The following is a 17,400-nucleotide window of genomic DNA, read 5'->3' as shown; positions in this document are numbered from 1 at the left end:
ACTCTCGCTCTTTAGTTGCTGTTATGCTAATGCTCATCTCCATATTGCAGACCCATTTTTCATTCGTTTCAGCGGGCATCGTCCCATGTCATTCTTTCGGCCTGACCCTGTCGTGAACATGACGGACGGCGGCATGGCGTCGACCGTGCCCGGCGTCTTCCTCAGCCAGCTCAAGAACGCGCCGTCGGTGAAAGGCACGTTCTTTCCCGACGAGCCTCCGCCCAACTTCGCCCCTGCCAATCCCGCGCTGGTCGACCGCACTGCGGGCGCGCTGGTGTGCTCGGCGATCGGCCGCAGCGCGCTGCATGGCTTTGCCGCGACCGTGGACGCGGCGAAGAGCGAGGCACGATGGCGGACCGAACTGAACTCGACGGACGCCCTCGCCGCCGGGCGGGCCATCTACCGCGATATGATCGCGCTGAGGCTCGAAGGGCTCACCTTCAGCGAGACCCGAAACATGCGCCCGGACTACGCGAGCGCCGTTGCCAACCAGGCGACGTCGCCGGCCTTCATCAACCTCATGATGAACCGGCTGATCGCGCGCGAGGCCAATTTCGTCGAGCAGCTCGACTTCATCATGTTCAAGCTGGAGGCGCTCGACGCGGCGCCGCTGGCCCGGACCGTGGAAGCGCAGTGGAAGAGTGCCTATCCGCCGTTGCAGCTGACGTGGCAGACCCGCGCCTTCATCGGCCCCGACAATTACAAGGTCGACACCTTCATCAACGAGGTCAACACCGCGATCAGCCGCGAGCGGACCCAAACCCGAACCTATCCGGCCGGTTGGGGCCCCGATGGACCTGGCGTGGCCGTCGACCGAACCACCTATTACGGCGAAGCCGTGGCCGACTTCGTCAAAAGCCAGGCCGCAGCGCTCGGCCTCGCAACCGGCGTCGCGCCGACCAACGTGCATTGACGCGCGGGCGGATCGTCCGCCCGCCTGCTCCGCCCGCATCGCAGCGCCGTCGCGATCCCCTTCACTGCCCGTATCCCGCACCAAGTCAGGCCCAGAAAGGAGCCGCGCCATGACCAGCCAATCCCGTGCCGCAATCGCCCGCCAGCTCATGACCCCGCGTCCGAGCGTCGCCATCGCCGCCATCACGCGCCATTTCGACGTCCATGTCTGGGACCGCGCGGCACAAGGTTACGCGGCGGACGCCACGATCACACGCCTCTCGCTCGAAGGCGGCAAGGTGACGGTCAACGGCCAGCCGATCGTCGCGCCGTATTTCTCCGGCGACACGCTGACCTGGAGCCAGAAGACCGATCTCGGCTTCTCGTCGGGCGTGATCCACTTCACCCGCGATCGCTTCGCCTTCGGCGGCCAGATCCATATCGGCCTGCATGAATCGGTCGCGGTAGCGCACGAAGTCTGCGGCGCGGTACCGCCGACGGTCTTCATGACCCAGGTTGCCCGCGCGCCGGGCCAGGGCGGGCCGACCGATACGGGCGTCACCGTCACGCTCGGTTATCAGCTCGATCCCAACGGCGGCCTGCCGACCTCGATCATCAAGTTCGCCGACGAAGACGTCACGACGTACTGCGGCATGACGATCAATAAGGACAATCTGCTCCAGCTCGATATCCCCTTCCTCGGCCAGTTCGCCAAGGCAGGCTACGAGATTTCGTCGCTGTGGCCGGCCAGCGGCGCGATCGCATTCACCAATGACGGATTGAGCTTCTCGGGATCGCTGCACAAATACGATCCGGCGACCGGCGAGCAAACGCCGCAGGCGTTCGCATGGAGCGGTCGGGCGCACGCAGCGGCGCGGCCTGCGGCGGTGGCGATGGCCGCACCGCGGCTAGTCGCAATCAGCAATCTGTCGATCGCCGAACTCGTCACGCTGCAGCCCGATCCCAAGCTGTTGCAGCAGAATGCTCAGGATCTGCTGATCGAGAACACGAAATGGGCAATGGATCCGAACTGGCTGAGCCAGTTCTTCGGCGAAACGCGGCCGCGGCTCCCGCAATCGCGGGTCGACACCATCAGCCTGGATCTGCCGTTCTATCAGGCGAGGTTCGCGCCAGCCTATCTCGGCTGGGGCTTCTCGCACATGACCGGACCAGGCGCGCCCAGCCAGACGCTGAGCGGCGCCGAGAGCGACAAGCTCGACCTGTTCCTGACCAAGGGGCTCGGCGACGACCCAGGCTATAACAGGCAGAACAACGCGCTCGTCATCGACGCCTTCATCATGACCAAGCCGCGCATTCAGGATTACATCGATGACGGTGCGGAGAAATGGGCCAAGGCACTGTTCGACCAGGTCACCACCGACCAGCAGATCAACCTGATGATGAACAGGCTCGTCACCAACCACGACATGACGCTCGTCAACAACACGTCGACCCTCCTGACCTGCCTGCAGCCGAGCGGCGAGCTGGCCCGGAAGTATCACACGTGCTTCGTGCTCCGGCCAGCGATCGCACTGGCGAACGATGTGATCTTCACCGATCCGGACGAAATCAAGACCTGGCTCGGCGACATGATCGCGCAGTTCATCAAGATCTACATTGAGACGCCAGTCAATCCGACGCAAACCCGGCTGCGGCTGCAGGAGGTGGCGCAGGAGCTCCAGACCGTCGTGAAGGATGCCGGCAAGGCCGCGGAGCTCGGAGCCGCAGCCACGGACTTCCTGATCTCGTTGCACGACCTCGGCTTCGACAACATCGCGGGAGCGGAATCCAGGCTCGCGAAATACGGGCCCAAGGTCGCGGGCTTCTTCAAGATGATCGCCTATGGGGGCGGTCTGCTTTATGCCTTCAAAGGCTTCCTGGACTGGAACCAGCTCGATGACACCGGCAAGGCCAACACGATCGTCACCACGATCATGCTGGCCGGACAAGCGGCCGAGTCCGTACCGTCCATGATCAAATCGGTCAGTGAGGGCTTCAAGAACTTCAGCCTCCGCGAACGCGGCAAGCTGGAGCTGTCGTTTTCCGACCGCAACGTGCTAACCCATGCGGAGTTCGAGATGGGCAAGGCCGACGAAGAATTCATCAGGAAGGGGGCCGACCAGGTCCGTGCCGCCTTCCGAGCCGACGGACAGATTGCCGGCGATGCGACCAAATGGGGCAAGTACTTCAAGAACATCAACAAGGCGCTGAAATGGCTCGGCGTCGCGGTGTCGGCGGCGTTTGCCGTGATCAACACCATCGAATTCAACAAGGTTCTCTCCGACCCGAACTCCTCCATCAGGGACAAGGCCTTCTCCGGCATCGTCGCCGTCGCCGGACTATGCGAGACGGTGTGTCTGACGCTGAACCTTGCTCTCAGCGCTGCCTGCTTTGCGGCGGCCGGTGCGGTGTTCGCGGTGATCGGCGTGATCTTCATGATTGTCCAGATGTTCGAACCACAACCCAAGCCGGAGTCGCCGGTCGACAAGTTCATGACCGACGTGGTCAAGCCGTTCCTCGCCGCATGGACGCCGCCGCCCGCCGACAAGTCCGCTCAGGCGGCCCAGGCCGCCTGACTACAGAACCGCAGCGGCGGATCGGCTCGGCCTGATCCGCCTCACACACGGCGAGTTCCGGCCACGGCACGATGGTCGACTTCACCGGCTTCATCGCCGTCGCGCCCACGACCGCCTGCGCGACGCCGTCCTCGATGAACGGATAGATCGTCCGTGTGTCGAGCCGCGCATATGCGTTGCGCGGCTTCGGCCAATGTCCTTTCAGGATGTGCAGGTCCGTTCCGCAGACGCCGCAGGCGCCGACCTCGATCAAGGCCGCCTTTTTGCCGACTTCCGGCCATGGCACGGTCCGGATTCCGGGCTTGGCTCCAGGTCCATCATGCGTGCAGACGCGGATGATCGGGATGTCATGAATGCCTGTCATGAAGGTCCTCATGACAGACCTTGGCGGGGATAAGGCGCTTCAACTCTTGACGGGAGTATTTTTCCGTAACGAAGCATCGCAGGAAACCATCGATTGTGAACGCAGCTGAGCGCGAAGCGAGTAGCATTTGCGGGGACGAACCATGAATTCAGGAATCGAAGGTATCGTTGGCATGTACGTCAAGCTGGGCGAGCTGGACACGCTGCAACGAATGAAGGAGCACCGGCAGAACCTGCTCGACCAATGCGTCGATACGGCGAATTTCAACTTCGACGTGACGCGATCGATCTACAGAAGCGACATCGAGGTGATCGAAGCCGGCATCGAGAGCCTCTCGGGCGACGTCACCGGCCATGTCGACGTCTTCAACGAGGACAGGATCGCCGGCTGGGCCCTGTACGACCACCACCCCGACAAGCGGGTCGCGATCGATATCTATTTCAACGGCGATCACGTTGCCGAAGTCGTCGCCGATCAATTCCGCAAAGATCTTCTCAAGCTCAACAAGGGCGATGGCCACCACGCCTTCATGTTCGAGCCGCCGGCCGGGTCCTATCAGCCGCCATTGCAGCTCGAGATCCGCGCGGCGAAGCACAAGGTGCTGAAGGCCGTGACCGTCGAACCAGCGGCGGCGCCCGCCGAGCCGGCCATGGACGCCGAAGCCAAGTAACGCGCGCTGCCCTCGCGAGATCACGAACGACATCAGATCGGGCCCGATCGGCTGCGACTTGACGGACCTGCGCGGCGATTGACAGCAAGGGCCGCGCCGGCGATCGGCTGGGCTTGAACGCGGTGCTGGTGCGTCCCGACGGGTTTGTGGCTTGGGCCACAGACATCGAACCGGATCTGGCGCAGACTATCCAGGCCGCGGCGCGATGGTTCGGGAAACCTGACGCGGCGGGTTCCCCGCCTCGACTGTAACGCCCTGTTAACCCTATCAGCCTTACCGTCGTCGGGGCTCCGAATGGACGGTGGCCAGGTTTGTTGTGATGTCTTTTGCACAAAAGAAAACTACCGTCGTCCCCGTCGCCGAGGAGCGGCGCCGCTTCCAGCGCGTCAAGGTGCACCTGCTCGGCCGCTACATGCTGCCCGACCGGCGCGAGTTTCCCTGCCAGATTATCAATATGTCCCCGGGAGGCCTTGCGCTGCTGGCGCCCGGCATCGGCAATGTCGGCGACCGCGTGATCGCCTATCTCGACCATATCGGCCGCGTCGAGGGCCGCATCACCCGCATCATCGACAACGGCTTTGCGATGACGATTGGCGCCACCGCGCGCAAGCGCGACAAGCTCGCCGCCCAGCTCACCTGGCTCGCCAACCGGGACATCCTCAATCTGCCCGAGGATCGCCGTCACGATCGTATCGTGCCGCGCAACCCGATCGCCCTGCTCACCCAGGAAGACGGCACGCGGATGACCTGCCGCATCATCGACCTCTCTCTGTCCGGCGCCGCGATCGCCGCCGAGAACCGGCCGCCGCTGAAGTCGCTCGTGATGCTCGGCCGGGTGCAGGCCCGCGTGGTGCGAAATCTCGAGGAAGGCTTCGCGCTCGAGTTCGTCCACGAGCAGTCCGCGGAAACCCTCGAAGAGAGCGTTACCGCGAGGTAAAGCGAAAAACCGCTCAAGACTCCCGTTTTCAGCCCGCGAAGGCGGCCATCGGTGCACCGGTGGCCGCCTTCGGCGCGTTTGGCCCAGGGAAATCGGCGGTTAACGGCCGCAGCTTTTGGCGCAACAAACCGCGCTGGCGCAATGCCTGCCGCGTTAATGCATAAAATTTGAATCAATTGCAGTTGTTTCAAATTTTACGCGAATTCGATTCAAGTAAAGATCGAATTCGCCGCAGCTTTTACCAGTATTCGCGTCAAATCTACTTTGCGTACTTAGCGGCGGCGCAAAGGCTTTATGCGAAACGTGGTCCCAACAAGAAGAACGGGGGCCACGATGTTTGGGTTCAGGGGACAGGGGAAAGGTTTGGCGGTTGCCGCCATTCTGTTTGCGACGTGCGTGTCGGCCAAGGCCGGCGACGTGGTCTACGCCAGCCTGGGTGACGTTGCGCGTTCGCCGATCGGCTGGGTCGAATTCTGCGCCGACAATCCCGCCGAGTGCCGCGGCGGCAAGACGCAACCACGCGACATCGTGATGTCGCAGACCGCTTGGCGCGACCTCGTGCGGGTCAACAAGTGGGTCAACGAGACCATCAAGCCGATGACCGACATGGATCATTGGGGCGTGATCGAGAAGTGGTCTTTGCCGACCGATGGCTACGGCGACTGCGAGGACTACGTGCTCCTGAAGCGCAAGATGCTGATGGATGCCGGCTGGCCGCGCGAGGCGCTGTTGATCACGGTGGTGCGCGACAAGAAGGGCGAAGGCCACGCGGTGCTGACGGTGAAGACCGACAAGGGCGAATTCGTGCTCGACAACCAGAACGAGAGCATCGTCGCCTGGACCGAGACCGGCTACCGCTTCGTCAAGCGGCAATCGCAGAGCGATCCCAATGTGTGGGTCTCGCTCGGCGACAGCCGCCCCGCAGTTTCAACCGCAAGCTCGCGCTGAGCGGCAACAAGGAATCGAGTTCGCGACCCGGTCACATCCCCACCCCTCCCCGTCCCAGACCGGTTCGCGCGCGGCCACCCTTCCCCCAAAGGGTGGCCGCAACCTTTTCGAGGGACGTGACCTTCCTGGAAGCCAGGACTCGGGGACGAGTTGGCGCAACGGCCGTCAGTATCCCGCGCGGCGGCCGGCACTACCTGCACGATGGCGGTGAGCGCCGCGATGCCGACCGCAAAGCTGCCTCTTCCACTGGCCGTCATTGAAGCGATTGGGCGGCGAGCGCCTGCTCGGCCGTCCGGCGCCCCACGCTTGACATTCTCCCAGCCGGCAGATTGAATTGAATTCAATTCAGCTATGGACAAACGATGGGCGCGACGAACCTGGGCACACGCGAGCGGCTGCTCTCGGCGGCCCAACAGGAACTGATCGAGGGGCTTGGGCACCTCGAGATGCAGGCCGTCGCGCGGCGGGCGCAGGCATCGGTCGGGCTCGCCTATCACCATTTCGGATCGAAGGCCGGGCTGATCGCCGCCGTCGTCGAAGACTTCTATGAGCGACTGGATCAGGCGGCATTCGGCGGTGCCAGGCTGTCCGCCAGGAATTGGGCGGGCCGCGAGAAGGCGCGCATCGGCGCCTATGTCGCCTTTCACTACGAGCATCCGTTTGCCCCGCTCGTGATCGGACCGCTGAGCCGGGCCCCCGAGGTGCTGGATGTCGAGACCGCCTTCACCACCAGGCAGCTGGCGGCCGGGGCGCGCATGATCGAGGCTGCGCAGCGCGACGGGATCGTACCCGGCAACCTCGATCCTCACCTCACCATCGCGCTGATGATCGGCGGCATCCGCCAGGCGCTGACCGGTGCGCTCACGGCCGACCGGCGGCCGGATCCGGCCAGGCTGACCGACGACATCTGGGCCTTCATGGCCGCGGCGCTGCGCCTGACCGGCATGTCCCCGCCGGTGCAGCCAAAAGCCACCCGGCGCAGCCGCGCCTAACGTTCAACCATAACCCCAATGTCGGTGGCCATCTTGTTCAACCCGCATGATTTTCACACGCCGCAACCGTCCTACAGCAAGGCGGATCTGCTGCGCTCGGGCGCGGGCGGCTATTTCGGCCCCGGCAATGCGCAGCTGCCGGCGCCACCGATGCTGATGATGGATCGCATCACCGAGATCGGCATCGACGGCGGCGCCTTCGGCAAGGGCCGGGTCGCCGCCGAACTGGACGTTGTGCCGGATCACTGGTTCTTCGCCTGCCACTTTGCCGGCGACCCCGTAATGCCCGGCTGCCTCGGCCTCGATGCCATGTGGCAGATCATCGGCTTCTGGCTCGGCTGGTCGGGCTCCCCGGGCAAAGGCCGCGCGCTTGGGGTCGGCGAGGTCAAGTTCAGGGGCCACATCACGCCGCAGGTCAGGCTCGTGCGCTACGAGGTCGACGTACGCCAGGTCCGGCGCGGCCGGCTGGTGCTGGGCATCGCCGACGGCCGCGTGCTCGCCGACGGCGCTTGCGTCTATCTGGCGAAGGACATGCGGGTCGGCCTGATCGCGCCGACGGGCTGAGGTCCGGATGCGCCGGACAGTCCCGTTTTAAGGCACCGGCGCGGCAAGTTTTGCACTCCCCGCGCCACCTGCTTGAATTTCCGGGGGTTTTGCCCGCGTCGCGGTTGTGCTATTCGAAATCTTTCAATTGATGTCCGGTTCTGGTCGCATGGTCGAACTTGCCCCCCGGAATTCGCAAACTGGCAGCCTGACTGGCGTGCAGCCGATCGCGATCGGCGCGGTGGCGCTGGTGCTCGTGCTGTTCGGGATCGGCTCGATCGCGCTGTGGCGCGCCTTCAGCGGCGGCGTGCCGGAGACCGATCGGATGGTCGCCGTCCGTCAATTGCAGGCGCGGACAGCACAGGTCTCCGAGGCCTTGGTGGAAAAGACCAAGGGCATGGAGGTGACCCAGCAGGAATCCATCGACCAGTTGCAGGAAGTGCAGGACCAGGTGCTGAGCATGCGCAAGCAGTTCGCTGCGCAGCAGGCCGACACCAAGAAGCTCTCCGACCAGGTCGCAGCCCTGACCGAGCAGGTCGAGGGCCTCCGCCAGTCGCTCGCGAGCGCGCAGGCCAACGAGCCGGCCGCCGAGCCCGAGCCGCGCAAGCGCTCGAAGGCCACCCGGAGCGCCAACCGGAAGCGCCACGGGTCGCGCGGTTGACGACCGAAAGATGCTTCGGCCCCGCTATCAGAATTCGTCAAATCTATAGCGAAATCAATATGTTAGTGGAATTTCCGAGCTCCAGGCCTGCCGGCGACAGCCTCGCATAAGTGCCCGTTAGGGTGAATTAATCCGGACTTTGTGAACTGGTTCACATATCCGAGTTGGAATCCGAGTCATCCTTAATCACCGGATGGCGTGAGCCGATTTCAATATCCGGGGCTGGCAAGGTCGTTGACGGTATACTACGTCGACGGCCTTGTTTTTTTGAGGCTGTGAACCCCGCTCTCCGGACCGAAGCATCTGACTTCGGAATCGAGAGCGGCCTCAAGCGCGAGAGGTCTGCAAGCCGGCTTCCGCTCGCCACCTCACAACGCTCATCACGCAAAACATCGCCGCGGCCTAAGCCGCAGCAATCCGCGTTGCCGCCTACCTGGTGCGGTCGCGCATGTCGCGATTGCCTCGCTGTCGCAGCCGCGCAAGCTTCGGCTCGAGCTCGTGGAGCAAATAAACGAATGCGGTGGCGAGGCCCGAAACAACGACCATGAACAGCAATGTCAGATCAGGAATGGTCAACATCTCTGAGGTCCTCTGGGGCCCAGCTCCAATTGCAGCCGGACCATTTGCTTCGCAAGGCGTTCACGCACTCACCGCCGCGATGCACTGCAAGCTGCATGCGCGACGGCCCCGGCATCATGACACCGAGGCCGCACCGATCACTCCAACATCATCAGCATGGCGATCCAATGGACCGGCCATGCGTCGGCAGATGTCTCAGTTGCAGACCTGCACCGGTCGCACCTGCCAGCCATACGGCGTCAGCATGCGACGGCGCACGACGTAGCAGCCGCCATCACCATATCCATAGCCGTAGCCATACCCGTCGTCGTAGCCGTAACCGGCGTAGTACGGATTGCCATAGTAGCCGTCATAGTAATCGTAGGCGCCATAGCCCAGGCCGAAGCCGATCGCGGCCGCCGCGAACGGATAGCCCCAGCCCCAGCCGCGCCGATGCCAGCCTCCGCCGTGCCACCCTCCTCCGTGCCAACCTCCACCACGCCAGCCGCCGCCGATCGCAGCCGACCGGAAGCCACCGCCCGCGCCCATGGCGCGGAAAGCGCCGCCGCCACCGTGGAAGCCGCGCAAAGCCGCCACCGCCGTGAAAGCCGCCCCCACCAAAACCACCTCGCGCCGACGCAGCGGCGGTCGTGAACAGGCCGACCGATGCCGTCGCCAGCAAGGCAATCATCGTTTTACGCAACATCACCCGTACTCCTCTCTTCAAGGCTTTTCTTTGCAAGCCTCCTCCGCCGCGTCCCGCGCATGCTAACTCAATGTAGGACCGCGGCTTCGGCCGCGCGCTCATGTCACGCTCACTTCTGCGCGACCCGCGTTCATCAAGATGCAGCCGCGAAAAGTTAACAGCCGCGGCAGATGCCCTTGACACGGCTGTCGACTGTCCTGTTCTCGTCGGCGATCGCCTTGTCGACGCTTTCGTTCGACGCCGCGCCGGTGGTGACGCCCTCGCCGGCGTTCAGCCGGCCGGAGGATTGCGCGGTGCCGGCGCTGTTGGTACCGGGCGGCGGCGACGTTGCTTGCGGCGATGCCGGGCTGGCTGACGAGGGGCTGCCGCTCCCGGTACCGCTCCCAGTGCCCCGGGCAATGGTAACAGCGGGTGCCAGCAGAATGGCGATTGTCGCGACTGCAGCAGTGACGGATAATTTGCCCATAGCAGTTCTCCCTTGCGGACATCAACGGGTCCGCAATACGCCGGTTCCCACAGGCGTTGGGGCAATACAGTTTGGGAGCAATGCAATTTGCGCAAGCTGATCGAGTTTGACGACGATACCGCCGACAAGCTGAAGCAGCTTGGCCGCGACCGGATGGCAACGTTGCAGGAGCTCGCGGACGAGGCCTTCGCCGACCTCCTCAAGAAGCACGGTATTCCGATCGACCTGAAGGATGCGCTGCGCAAGAGCGCAAGACTTCAGGAAGCAGCGAGACCGCGGGAGGCGGCAAAGCAAGCCCCCGCAACGCCGAAGGGCACACGCAAGCAGGGCCGGAAGCGCTGAGGCTTCAGCCGATCTTCTTCAGCCCGGCTTTGTACTGCGGGCCCCGGATCGCATAGGACTTCGCCGGCCGCGACAACGCCTCCGCCTGCGCGGCGTCCAGCGTGCGCACCACGCGCGCGGGCGCACCGATGATCAGGGAGTTTTCCGGAAACTCCTTGCCCTCGGTGATCACGGAGCCGGCGCCGACGACGCTGCCGCGCCGGATGCGCGCGCCATTCATCACGATCGATCCCATCCCGATCAGCACGCCGTCTTCCAGCGTGCAGCCGTGCACGATCGCATTGTGGCCGATGGTGACGTTGTTGCCGATGGTCAGCGGAAAGCCGGGATCGACATGCAGGGTCGAATTGTCCTGGACGTTGGAGCCTTCGCCGATCTCGATCCACTCATTGTCGCCGCGCAGCACAGCGCCGAACCAGACGCTCGCCGCGGATTTGAGGCGCACCTTGCCGATCACAACCGCACTGTCGGCGATGAAGAAGCTGCCATCGGCGGGAAGATCGGGGCCCTGCCCGTCGAGTTCGTAGATCGCCATGAAGGTCTCCTTGGACTAGGGCGACCTTGGCACAGCGGACGACTTGGTTTCAAGCAAGTGCAGTCATGATCCGGACACGGATCAGGATCCGGCGCGGATCACGATCCAATCAGCCGATCACGCCCGCAGCGCGTAGCGTCATCACGAAGAAGGTGCCCGACATCAGGCTCCAGAAGCCGGAGATGACGGTCGCCATCATCACGAACTCGAACCGGCGGCGCTCGATGCGCGCACCGCGCAGTGTGTTGCGCATGATGATGAACGGTGCGGCGAAGACCAGAAACGGGACCGCGGCAAAAGTCTTCGGCGCCACGCCCTCCTGCAGCAGGCCGAAGCCGGCCGGACGCTCCGCCATCGCCTGATAACCGCTGGCCAATGCGCCGGCGAGCGCGAAGCCAATGAAGAGCGAGAACAGCGAATTCAGGGTATCGGGCGACATTAGGACTTCCGCTACGCAACAGGCCACTCACCCTGCTTCGCAGAATTGGCGGCCGGCCGCCACATCATCCTTAAGGAAAGGTTAACCGCCGGCGCCCGGCGCGGCGTTTGCGCATGGCCATCCGCTTCGGGATTCCATTGGAATCGTACGGAAATTCCGCGTCACGTGGCATATTCGACAGGTGATTCGGCCACTCCTGACCTGCTCTTTGCCTTAGCTCATGACGCTCCTCTCGACTGCCCAGCATCTCGCCCGCGACACCCGCCGCAATCCGCGCGCGCATCTGGTTCCGATCATCGCCTCCGCGGTCATCGCGGCCGGTGCGATTGCGCTCGTCGCCTATCTGCTGTGGCCGACCTATACGACCGTCCCACCGAGCGATCCGTCGCGGCTGCCGGTGAGCGTCGGCGGCACGCTGTTCAACGTCCCGACCATGGCGGTGCGCATGAAGATCCAGCGCCACTCCGGACCGCAGGAGCGTGTCGACCTCAGCTTCCTCTATCCGTCGCTGGAGGCGCCTGCCGCGCCCAAGCACTACAGCGCCGAAACGGTCGAGGACAAGGTGCAGCCGATCGACAGGATATTCGTGTCGATCGCCGCACACCATGATTCACTCGCGCCGGACATGCGCCTGCGCACCATCTATCCGCGCTATCTCGACGAACGCGCGAACACCGATGACGGCCTGACGGCGCGCGCGTTCCGGGACGGCACGCCCTACGGCGGCGAGGATTTGTTCACCGCGACCGAGCCGCAGCTGATCGCGCGCTGCACGCGCGATACCTCGACGCCCGGCATGTGTCTGAGTGAGCAGCGCATCGAGGGCGCCGACCTGACCTTCCGCTTTCCGCGCAGCTGGCTGGCGCAATGGCGCGACATCGGCACCGCGATGAACCGTCTCTCCACGCAGATGCACAGCGCGAAGGGGTAACGCCGTCATTGCGCCGGAGCGACGCGCTCCACGGGTTCCTCGCAACGACGGCCTTGAGGCCGTTCAGCCCTGCTCGCCCAGATCTTCTTCCAGGATGGCCATCTGGAACTGGAACGAGCGATCATCGTCCTCGTCGTCGACGAACAGCACGCCGATGAACTCCTCGCCGATATAGACCTCGGCCGAGTCGTCCTTCTTTGGCCGCGGCACCACGCGGATCTTGGGATTGCTGAACACGCGTTTGAGATACGCGTCGAGCTTCCTGACTTCCTGTACGTCCACAGCCGTCTCCAATCGGGTCGATGATTTTCGGGGGAGTTTTAGGACGAGACGGCAAAGATCGCCAGCGCCTTTTCAGGCTTTGGCGACGTGATGTTGCGCACACGCAAAAGCGCCGCGCCGATCAGAAAGCGAATGAAATCAAAGCCCGATCGCGTTGAGCATCTGATCCATGGTGCGCGACGGCTCGGCACAGCCGGCTTCGCCGACGATTTTCGCCGGCACGCCTGCGACCGTGACGTTGTGCGGCACGGGCTTGACCACGACGGAGCCCGCCGCGATGCGCGCGCAATGACCGATCTCGATATTGCCGAGGATCTTGGCGCCGGCGCCGATCAGCACGCCGTGGCGGATCTTCGGATGGCGATCCTCGTTCTCCTTGCCGGTGCCGCCGAGCGTGACGCCATGCAGGATCGAGACATCGTCGTCGATGACGGCGGTCTCGCCGCAGACGAAACCGGTGGCGTGGTCGAGGAAGATGCCGCGGCCGATCCTGGCTGCCGGATTGATGTCGGTCTGGAACACCGCCGACGAGCGGCTCTGCAGGTAGAAGGCAAAATCCTTGCGGCCCTTTTGATGGAGCCAGTGCGCGAGACGATGGGTCTGCAGCGCGTGGAAGCCCTTGAAGTAGAGCAAGGGATCGATGAAGCGCGAGGTGGCGGGATCGCGGTCGTAGACGGCGACGAGATCGGCGCGGAAGGCGTTGCCGATATCGGGCTCATCGCGCAACGCCTCGCCATAGGTCTGGCGGATCAGATCGCCCGACAGCGCGGCGTGATCGAGCCGCTCGGCAATGCGATGGACCACCGAATCCTCGAGGCGCTCATGATGCAGCACGGTGGCATAGATGAAGGATGCGAGCTCCGGCTCGCGCCGCAGGATGTCTTCCGCCTCGCCGCGGATTCGATCCCAGATCGGATCGAGCGCCGCCAGCTTGCTCCCCTGCGGATTGACCTGATGAACTGCCATGGCTGCTCTCGCAATTCGGTTGTTCTGATGTGCGTTATAGCACGGTGAACCCAGCGCGTCCCGGGAAGGCTCGGTACGGTAAACCCCAGCCGAACGCCTTCCGGGCCGACGTCTAGGGGAGTTGGTCGGGATTTCGCCGAAATCAAGCCGTGCTTCTGCAACTATTGGCGGATTTCGTCCGCAGTGTGGTTTTGGGCATGGTCCGCTCCAATAAAAGGGGGAAATACCATCAACACCCGGTCGTTACGTGGGCGCCTGACCGATGCACGATCGGTCTGGATCGCCACCATTGCCATTCCCCTCCTCCTGCTCGCGCCTGCCTTCTGGAACGGCTACCCGCTGCTCCAGTGGGATACCGGCGGCTATCTGGCGCGCTGGTACGAGGGCTATCTGGTGCCGAGCCGGTCCACGGTGTTCGGCATCTACCTGCATGCCGGTGAGACGTCGGGCTTCTGGCTCAACCTCGGCATCCAGACCCTGGCGACGCTGTGGATCCTGCAGCTGACTTTGCGCGTTTTCCAGCTCGCCCGGCCGGTTCGGCTGATCGCGATCAGCCTTGCGCTGATCGCAACCACCGCGCTGCCCTGGCTCGCCAGCATGCTGCTGACCGACATCTTTGCCGGCCTTGCGGTGATCGCGCTCTACGTCCTCGTCCTGCACGGCGACAGGATCTCGACGCTGGAGAAGGCGCTGCTGTTCGGATTCATCGCGTTTTCCGCGGCCACACACAGCGCGACGCTCGCGGTGCTGCTCGGGCTGTGCTGCGTCGGCTGGATGCTGCGTCCCTGGTTCGGCCGCCGCCTCTCTGTCGCGGGGCTGGCGCAGGGCAGCCTGACCATCGTCACCGGCGCCGTGATGCTGCTGGCGGCGAACTTCGCGCTGTCGGGACAGCTGGCCTGGACCCCGGGCGGCTATGGCGTCGCCTTCGGCCGCATGCTGCAGGATGGCATCGTCGCGCAATATCTGCGCGATCATTGCGCCAAGGAGGACCTGAAGCTCTGCCCCTATCGCGACGAGTTGCCGCCGACCGCCGACGACTTCCTGTGGGGCCACAGCATGTTCGACACGCTCGGCCGCTTTCAGGGACTGAATGACGAGATGGGCCACATCGTGGTGCGCTCGCTCGCCGAATATCCGACATGGCAGGCCAAGGCGGCGCTGAAAGCAACCGCCGACCAGCTGATGCATGTCGCGACCGGAGAAGGCTCCTCGGGCTGGATCCCGCACACCTACGGCATCATCGAACGCTATATTCCGAAGCAAGTCGCGCCGATGCGCGCCGCGCGGCAACAGCGGTGGCGCCTCGACTTCACCGCAATCAATCGCATCCACGTGCCGGTCGCGTTCGCCTCGATGCTGCTGGTCGTAATCCTGTTCGGCCGCGGACTGTGGCAGCGGCGGCTCGACGATCTGACGCTGCTGGCGGGCACGGTGACGCTCGCTCTGCTCGGCAATGCCGTCGTCTGCGGCGTGATCTCGGGGCCGCACGACCGCTACGGCGCGCGCATGGTGTGGGTTGCGACCTTCGTGGTGCTGATCGCAGCCGCCCGCGCCTTCGCCACGGACGATGCCGACGAGCTATTTTCGTCGCGACAGGAAGTCGATGACGCCGGTCTTGTAGACCTTGTCACCGACCGCCCGCATGTGGTCGCGGTTCGGAATGTCGAGCACCTGCGATCCCGGAATGATCCGGCCGAGCGCTGATGCCGAGCCCGCGATCTCGTCCTTGCTGCCGACCGCGATCAGGACCGGCACGCCGATCGCGGCAGCCTCCTCGCGCGTCATCAGCCGGCGCGAGCCGCGCAGGCAGGCGGCGAGCGCGCGGCGGTCGGATCGGGTCTGATCGGCGAAAGCACGGAAGGTTCGGCCGACCGGATCGGTGACGTCGTCGAGCGACGGCGCCTCCAGCGCCAGCGCGACGGCCTCGCCGGGACCGCCGCCCTCGATCAACCCGATGCCGATGCCGCCGAGGATCGCCGAACGCACCCGATCCGGATTTTCGCGCGCCAGGATCGCCGCCATCCGCGAGCCCAGCGAATAGCCCATGATGTCGGCGCGCGCGATGCCGAGATGGTCCATCAGCGCGATCACGTCGCTTGCCATGGTCGCGATCTCGTACTGCGCAACGTCGTAGAGCTTGGCGGATTCGCCGTGGCCGCGATCGTCGAGCGCGATGACGCGCCGGCCGGCCTTGACGAGCTCCGACACCCAGGTCGGATAGATCCAGTTGACGTTCTTGCTCGAGGCAAAGCCGTGCACCAGCACGATCGGCTCGCCCGCGCCTTCGTCGACATAGGCAATCTCAACATCGCCGTGGTGGAAACTCGGCATCTTCGATTCCGTTTTTTCTTGGGACTTGTTTTCTTGCGACTTGGGACGTGCGATTGGCGATCGATCGGCGACCGCAAGCTTAGCCCTGGGCGGGCATGCTCGCCAAGGTAGCCTGGGCAGCCATCTGCCGCTTCAGGCGCAGCACCTTGTTGCGTCTGAGCCACCATGCCGTGGCTCGCTCGGTGGTGGCCTTGATCGACGACAGGAAGCCGAACAGCGCGAGCAGCGCGCCGAACAGCCACATGGTGAGATTGAACGTACCGGCCGCGAGCAGCAGCGCACCGCGGCCGAGCAGCTTGATGATCGCGCGGGTCTGGCCGCCCTTCGTCTCCGCGATGCGGGCCGCACGCGCGATCTCCTGCGGATTCTCCGCGACCTTCAGCGTGTCGCGCGCGGCACGAACTCCGGCTGCCTCGCCGATGCGCCCGACGTCCTTGGCGACGCGCACCAGCGCGCCGGCCTTCTCGGCGCGGAATGCCGCGCGGATCGCGGTTGCGGTTTCCGCCGGACGCAGCACCGAGCCGGACGCGACCGCCTCACGGAGCGCCGGCTGATCGACCACCTCGCGGGTCGAGCGCCCGGCCCATTCGATCATCCCCTCGCTCAGCCGTCCGGCCTTGCGCGTATCCTTGACCAGCGTCAGTCCGGCGCGCAGCGGCGCAACGCCGCCGACCGATACATAGGTGGCCGCGGTCACGGCGAGCCCGGCGGCTGCGAGACCAAGCACCAGCTGGTCGGTGTCCTCGCCCATCACGAGATGCTTGCCCTCGCGCACGACGTCCCTGACGTCACCGAACACGAACAGATCGCCGGCGACCGTGCCGGACAGGCTTGCAACGTCGTCGGCATTGCCGGTCACGAGGCCGGTGGCAAATCCCTTGGCGAAATGCGTGGTGGACGACTGCTCTTCGCGCGCGTTGTCGACACGCTTCGTAAGTTCAGTGCTGAGCGCGATGTTCTGCTCGCTTGCGAGCGCGACGAAGCTGGTCGCAAGATCGGCATCGCCCGCGGCGAGCGCTGCCTCGATATTGTCCGATATCAACGCCGGGTTGTTGCGCAGGACGGAATTGAGCCTGAGGTCGGCGAGCGCAGCCGGATCGTTCCGCGCTGACAGCACCATGCCGGCGTCCCGGGCATGCGGCCAAATGGCCGCGCCCACGGCAGTGCTCGCGGCCAGGCCGACCATCGCAAGACTGAGGCGCACCCCGTTCATTCCGCTGGAAACCTCAACTTTAATTCGCCTTGTTCAGTTCGCCTGGAAA

At 64.4% G+C, this 17,400-nt stretch carries 20 protein-coding genes and 2 pseudogenes; 12 read left to right on the top strand and 10 right to left on the bottom strand.

The window, feature by feature from the left end:
• Positions 1 to 112: 112 nt before the first annotated feature.
• The gene (locus ACVISU_RS37265; protein WP_456710286.1) at positions 113 to 913 is read left to right on the top strand and encodes a hypothetical protein; all 801 of its coding nucleotides are present in this window, start codon (positions 113 to 115) and stop codon (positions 911 to 913) included.
• A 109-nt stretch (positions 914 to 1,022) separates the two neighbouring features.
• Complete coding sequence (locus ACVISU_RS37260) at positions 1,023 to 3,467, top strand: hypothetical protein (protein WP_456710285.1); 2,445 nt, start codon at positions 1,023 to 1,025, stop codon at positions 3,465 to 3,467.
• Between the two features lie 181 nt (positions 3,468 to 3,648).
• Here the strand turns inward: ACVISU_RS37260 and ACVISU_RS37255 are convergent.
• A pseudogene (locus ACVISU_RS37255) lies at positions 3,649 to 3,813 on the bottom strand (sorbitol dehydrogenase); the annotation flags it as partial.
• A gap of 160 nt (positions 3,814 to 3,973) precedes the next feature.
• On the opposite strand from ACVISU_RS37255, the gene ACVISU_RS37250 reads away from it, so the two are divergent.
• The 7 genes from ACVISU_RS37250 (at position 3,974) to ACVISU_RS37220 (ending at position 8,582) form a co-directional block, all read left to right on the top strand.
• Complete coding sequence (locus tag ACVISU_RS37250) at positions 3,974 to 4,501, top strand: hypothetical protein (RefSeq protein WP_456710284.1); 528 nt, start codon at positions 3,974 to 3,976, stop codon at positions 4,499 to 4,501.
• 113 nt (positions 4,502 to 4,614) lie between these two features.
• Positions 4,615 to 4,752, top strand: a complete 138-nt coding sequence (locus tag ACVISU_RS37245) for an aromatic-ring hydroxylase C-terminal domain-containing protein (RefSeq protein ID WP_430641587.1) — start codon at positions 4,615 to 4,617, stop codon at positions 4,750 to 4,752.
• Positions 4,753 to 4,820: 68 nt separating this feature from the next.
• Positions 4,821 to 5,438, top strand: a complete 618-nt coding sequence (locus tag ACVISU_RS37240; protein WP_028336124.1) for a PilZ domain-containing protein — start codon at positions 4,821 to 4,823, stop codon at positions 5,436 to 5,438.
• Between the two features lie 333 nt (positions 5,439 to 5,771).
• Positions 5,772 to 6,386, top strand: coding sequence for a transglutaminase-like cysteine peptidase (locus tag ACVISU_RS37235; protein WP_456710283.1), 615 nt, complete (start codon positions 5,772 to 5,774; stop codon positions 6,384 to 6,386).
• 362 nt (positions 6,387 to 6,748) lie between these two features.
• Positions 6,749 to 7,378, top strand: coding sequence for a TetR/AcrR family transcriptional regulator (locus ACVISU_RS37230; RefSeq protein ID WP_456710282.1), 630 nt, complete (start codon positions 6,749 to 6,751; stop codon positions 7,376 to 7,378).
• A gap of 18 nt (positions 7,379 to 7,396) precedes the next feature.
• On the top strand, positions 7,397 to 7,942 hold the full coding sequence (gene fabA, locus ACVISU_RS37225) for a bifunctional 3-hydroxydecanoyl-ACP dehydratase/trans-2-decenoyl-ACP isomerase (RefSeq protein WP_456710281.1): 546 nt from the start codon (positions 7,397 to 7,399) through the stop codon (positions 7,940 to 7,942).
• 148 nt (positions 7,943 to 8,090) lie between these two features.
• The gene (locus ACVISU_RS37220; protein ID WP_456710280.1) at positions 8,091 to 8,582 is read left to right on the top strand and encodes a hypothetical protein; all 492 of its coding nucleotides are present in this window, start codon (positions 8,091 to 8,093) and stop codon (positions 8,580 to 8,582) included.
• A 429-nt stretch (positions 8,583 to 9,011) separates the two neighbouring features.
• On the opposite strand, the gene ACVISU_RS37215 is transcribed toward ACVISU_RS37220, so the two are convergent.
• The 3 genes from ACVISU_RS37215 to ACVISU_RS37205 form a co-directional block, all read right to left on the bottom strand.
• Entirely contained in the window at positions 9,012 to 9,161 is a 150-nt protein-coding gene (locus ACVISU_RS37215) for a hypothetical protein (RefSeq protein WP_456710279.1), read from the bottom strand.
• A 195-nt stretch (positions 9,162 to 9,356) separates the two neighbouring features.
• On the bottom strand, positions 9,357 to 9,758 hold the full coding sequence (locus tag ACVISU_RS37210; protein WP_456710278.1) for a hypothetical protein: 402 nt from the start codon (positions 9,756 to 9,758) through the stop codon (positions 9,357 to 9,359).
• A gap of 242 nt (positions 9,759 to 10,000) precedes the next feature.
• Positions 10,001 to 10,312 (bottom strand): hypothetical protein, encoded by a 312-nt coding sequence (locus ACVISU_RS37205; RefSeq protein WP_456710277.1) that lies wholly within the window; start codon positions 10,310 to 10,312, stop codon positions 10,001 to 10,003.
• Positions 10,313 to 10,399: 87 nt separating this feature from the next.
• Between ACVISU_RS37205 and ACVISU_RS37200 the strand changes: the two genes are divergently transcribed.
• Entirely contained in the window at positions 10,400 to 10,654 is a 255-nt protein-coding gene (locus ACVISU_RS37200) for a hypothetical protein (RefSeq protein WP_050406407.1), read from the top strand.
• Positions 10,655 to 10,658: 4 nt separating this feature from the next.
• Here the strand turns inward: ACVISU_RS37200 and ACVISU_RS37195 are convergent, their stop codons facing one another.
• Complete coding sequence (locus ACVISU_RS37195) at positions 10,659 to 11,189, bottom strand: gamma carbonic anhydrase family protein (protein WP_050406406.1); 531 nt, start codon at positions 11,187 to 11,189, stop codon at positions 10,659 to 10,661.
• A gap of 109 nt (positions 11,190 to 11,298) precedes the next feature.
• On the bottom strand, positions 11,299 to 11,628 hold the full coding sequence (locus ACVISU_RS37190; RefSeq protein WP_050406405.1) for a DUF6949 family protein: 330 nt from the start codon (positions 11,626 to 11,628) through the stop codon (positions 11,299 to 11,301).
• Positions 11,629 to 11,848: 220 nt separating this feature from the next.
• On the opposite strand from ACVISU_RS37190, the gene ACVISU_RS37185 reads away from it, so the two are divergent.
• Positions 11,849 to 12,559, top strand: coding sequence for a hypothetical protein (locus tag ACVISU_RS37185; protein WP_050406404.1), 711 nt, complete (start codon positions 11,849 to 11,851; stop codon positions 12,557 to 12,559).
• A 63-nt stretch (positions 12,560 to 12,622) separates the two neighbouring features.
• Here the strand turns inward: ACVISU_RS37185 and ACVISU_RS37180 are convergent, their stop codons facing one another.
• Positions 12,623 to 12,841, bottom strand: a complete 219-nt coding sequence (locus tag ACVISU_RS37180; protein ID WP_050406403.1) for a DUF3126 family protein — start codon at positions 12,839 to 12,841, stop codon at positions 12,623 to 12,625.
• 138 nt (positions 12,842 to 12,979) lie between these two features.
• Positions 12,980 to 13,807: a serine O-acetyltransferase gene (gene cysE, locus ACVISU_RS37175; RefSeq protein WP_050406402.1), complete on the bottom strand. Its 828-nt coding sequence runs from the start codon at positions 13,805 to 13,807 to the stop codon at positions 12,980 to 12,982.
• Positions 13,808 to 13,990: 183 nt separating this feature from the next.
• Between cysE and ACVISU_RS37170 the strand changes: the two are divergent.
• Positions 13,991 to 15,382: pseudogene (locus ACVISU_RS37170) on the top strand (hypothetical protein); the annotation flags it as partial.
• A gap of 3 nt (positions 15,383 to 15,385) precedes the next feature.
• Here the strand turns inward: ACVISU_RS37170 and ACVISU_RS37165 are convergent.
• Positions 15,386 to 16,138, bottom strand: coding sequence for an alpha/beta fold hydrolase (locus tag ACVISU_RS37165; RefSeq protein WP_456710276.1), 753 nt, complete (start codon positions 16,136 to 16,138; stop codon positions 15,386 to 15,388).
• Positions 16,139 to 16,217: 79 nt separating this feature from the next.
• Positions 16,218 to 17,351, bottom strand: a complete 1,134-nt coding sequence (locus tag ACVISU_RS37160; protein WP_456710275.1) for a hypothetical protein — start codon at positions 17,349 to 17,351, stop codon at positions 16,218 to 16,220.
• Positions 17,352 to 17,400: the final 49 nt, after the last annotated feature.

The organism is Bradyrhizobium sp. USDA 4452, from assembly GCF_054063575.1.
This window is presented reverse-complemented; position numbering and strand designations above follow the sequence as displayed.

Bases quoted from the DNA above. Each gene is read 5' to 3' on its own strand.
- ACVISU_RS37260 (WP_456710285.1), top strand. From the start codon at position 1,023: ATGACCAGCCAATCCCGTGCCGCAATCGCCCGCCAGCTCATGACCCCG.
- ACVISU_RS37205 (WP_456710277.1), bottom strand. From the start codon at position 10,312: ATGGGCAAATTATCCGTCACTGCTGCAGTCGCGACAATCGCCATTCTG.
- ACVISU_RS37185 (WP_050406404.1), top strand. From the start codon at position 11,849: ATGACGCTCCTCTCGACTGCCCAGCATCTCGCCCGCGACACCCGCCGC.
- ACVISU_RS37195 (WP_050406406.1), bottom strand. From the start codon at position 11,189: ATGGCGATCTACGAACTCGACGGGCAGGGCCCCGATCTTCCCGCCGAT.
- ACVISU_RS37165 (WP_456710276.1), bottom strand. From the start codon at position 16,138: ATGCCGAGTTTCCACCACGGCGATGTTGAGATTGCCTATGTCGACGAA.
- ACVISU_RS37230 (WP_456710282.1), top strand. From the start codon at position 6,749: ATGGGCGCGACGAACCTGGGCACACGCGAGCGGCTGCTCTCGGCGGCC.
- ACVISU_RS37240 (WP_028336124.1), top strand. From the start codon at position 4,821: ATGTCTTTTGCACAAAAGAAAACTACCGTCGTCCCCGTCGCCGAGGAG.
- ACVISU_RS37235 (WP_456710283.1), top strand. From the start codon at position 5,772: ATGTTTGGGTTCAGGGGACAGGGGAAAGGTTTGGCGGTTGCCGCCATT.
- ACVISU_RS37190 (WP_050406405.1), bottom strand. From the start codon at position 11,628: ATGTCGCCCGATACCCTGAATTCGCTGTTCTCGCTCTTCATTGGCTTC.
- ACVISU_RS37250 (WP_456710284.1), top strand. From the start codon at position 3,974: ATGAATTCAGGAATCGAAGGTATCGTTGGCATGTACGTCAAGCTGGGC.
- cysE (WP_050406402.1), bottom strand. From the start codon at position 13,807: ATGGCAGTTCATCAGGTCAATCCGCAGGGGAGCAAGCTGGCGGCGCTC.
- fabA (WP_456710281.1), top strand. From the start codon at position 7,397: ATGTCGGTGGCCATCTTGTTCAACCCGCATGATTTTCACACGCCGCAA.
- ACVISU_RS37220 (WP_456710280.1), top strand. From the start codon at position 8,091: ATGGTCGAACTTGCCCCCCGGAATTCGCAAACTGGCAGCCTGACTGGC.
- ACVISU_RS37215 (WP_456710279.1), bottom strand. From the start codon at position 9,161: ATGTTGACCATTCCTGATCTGACATTGCTGTTCATGGTCGTTGTTTCG.
- ACVISU_RS37160 (WP_456710275.1), bottom strand. From the start codon at position 17,351: ATGAACGGGGTGCGCCTCAGTCTTGCGATGGTCGGCCTGGCCGCGAGC.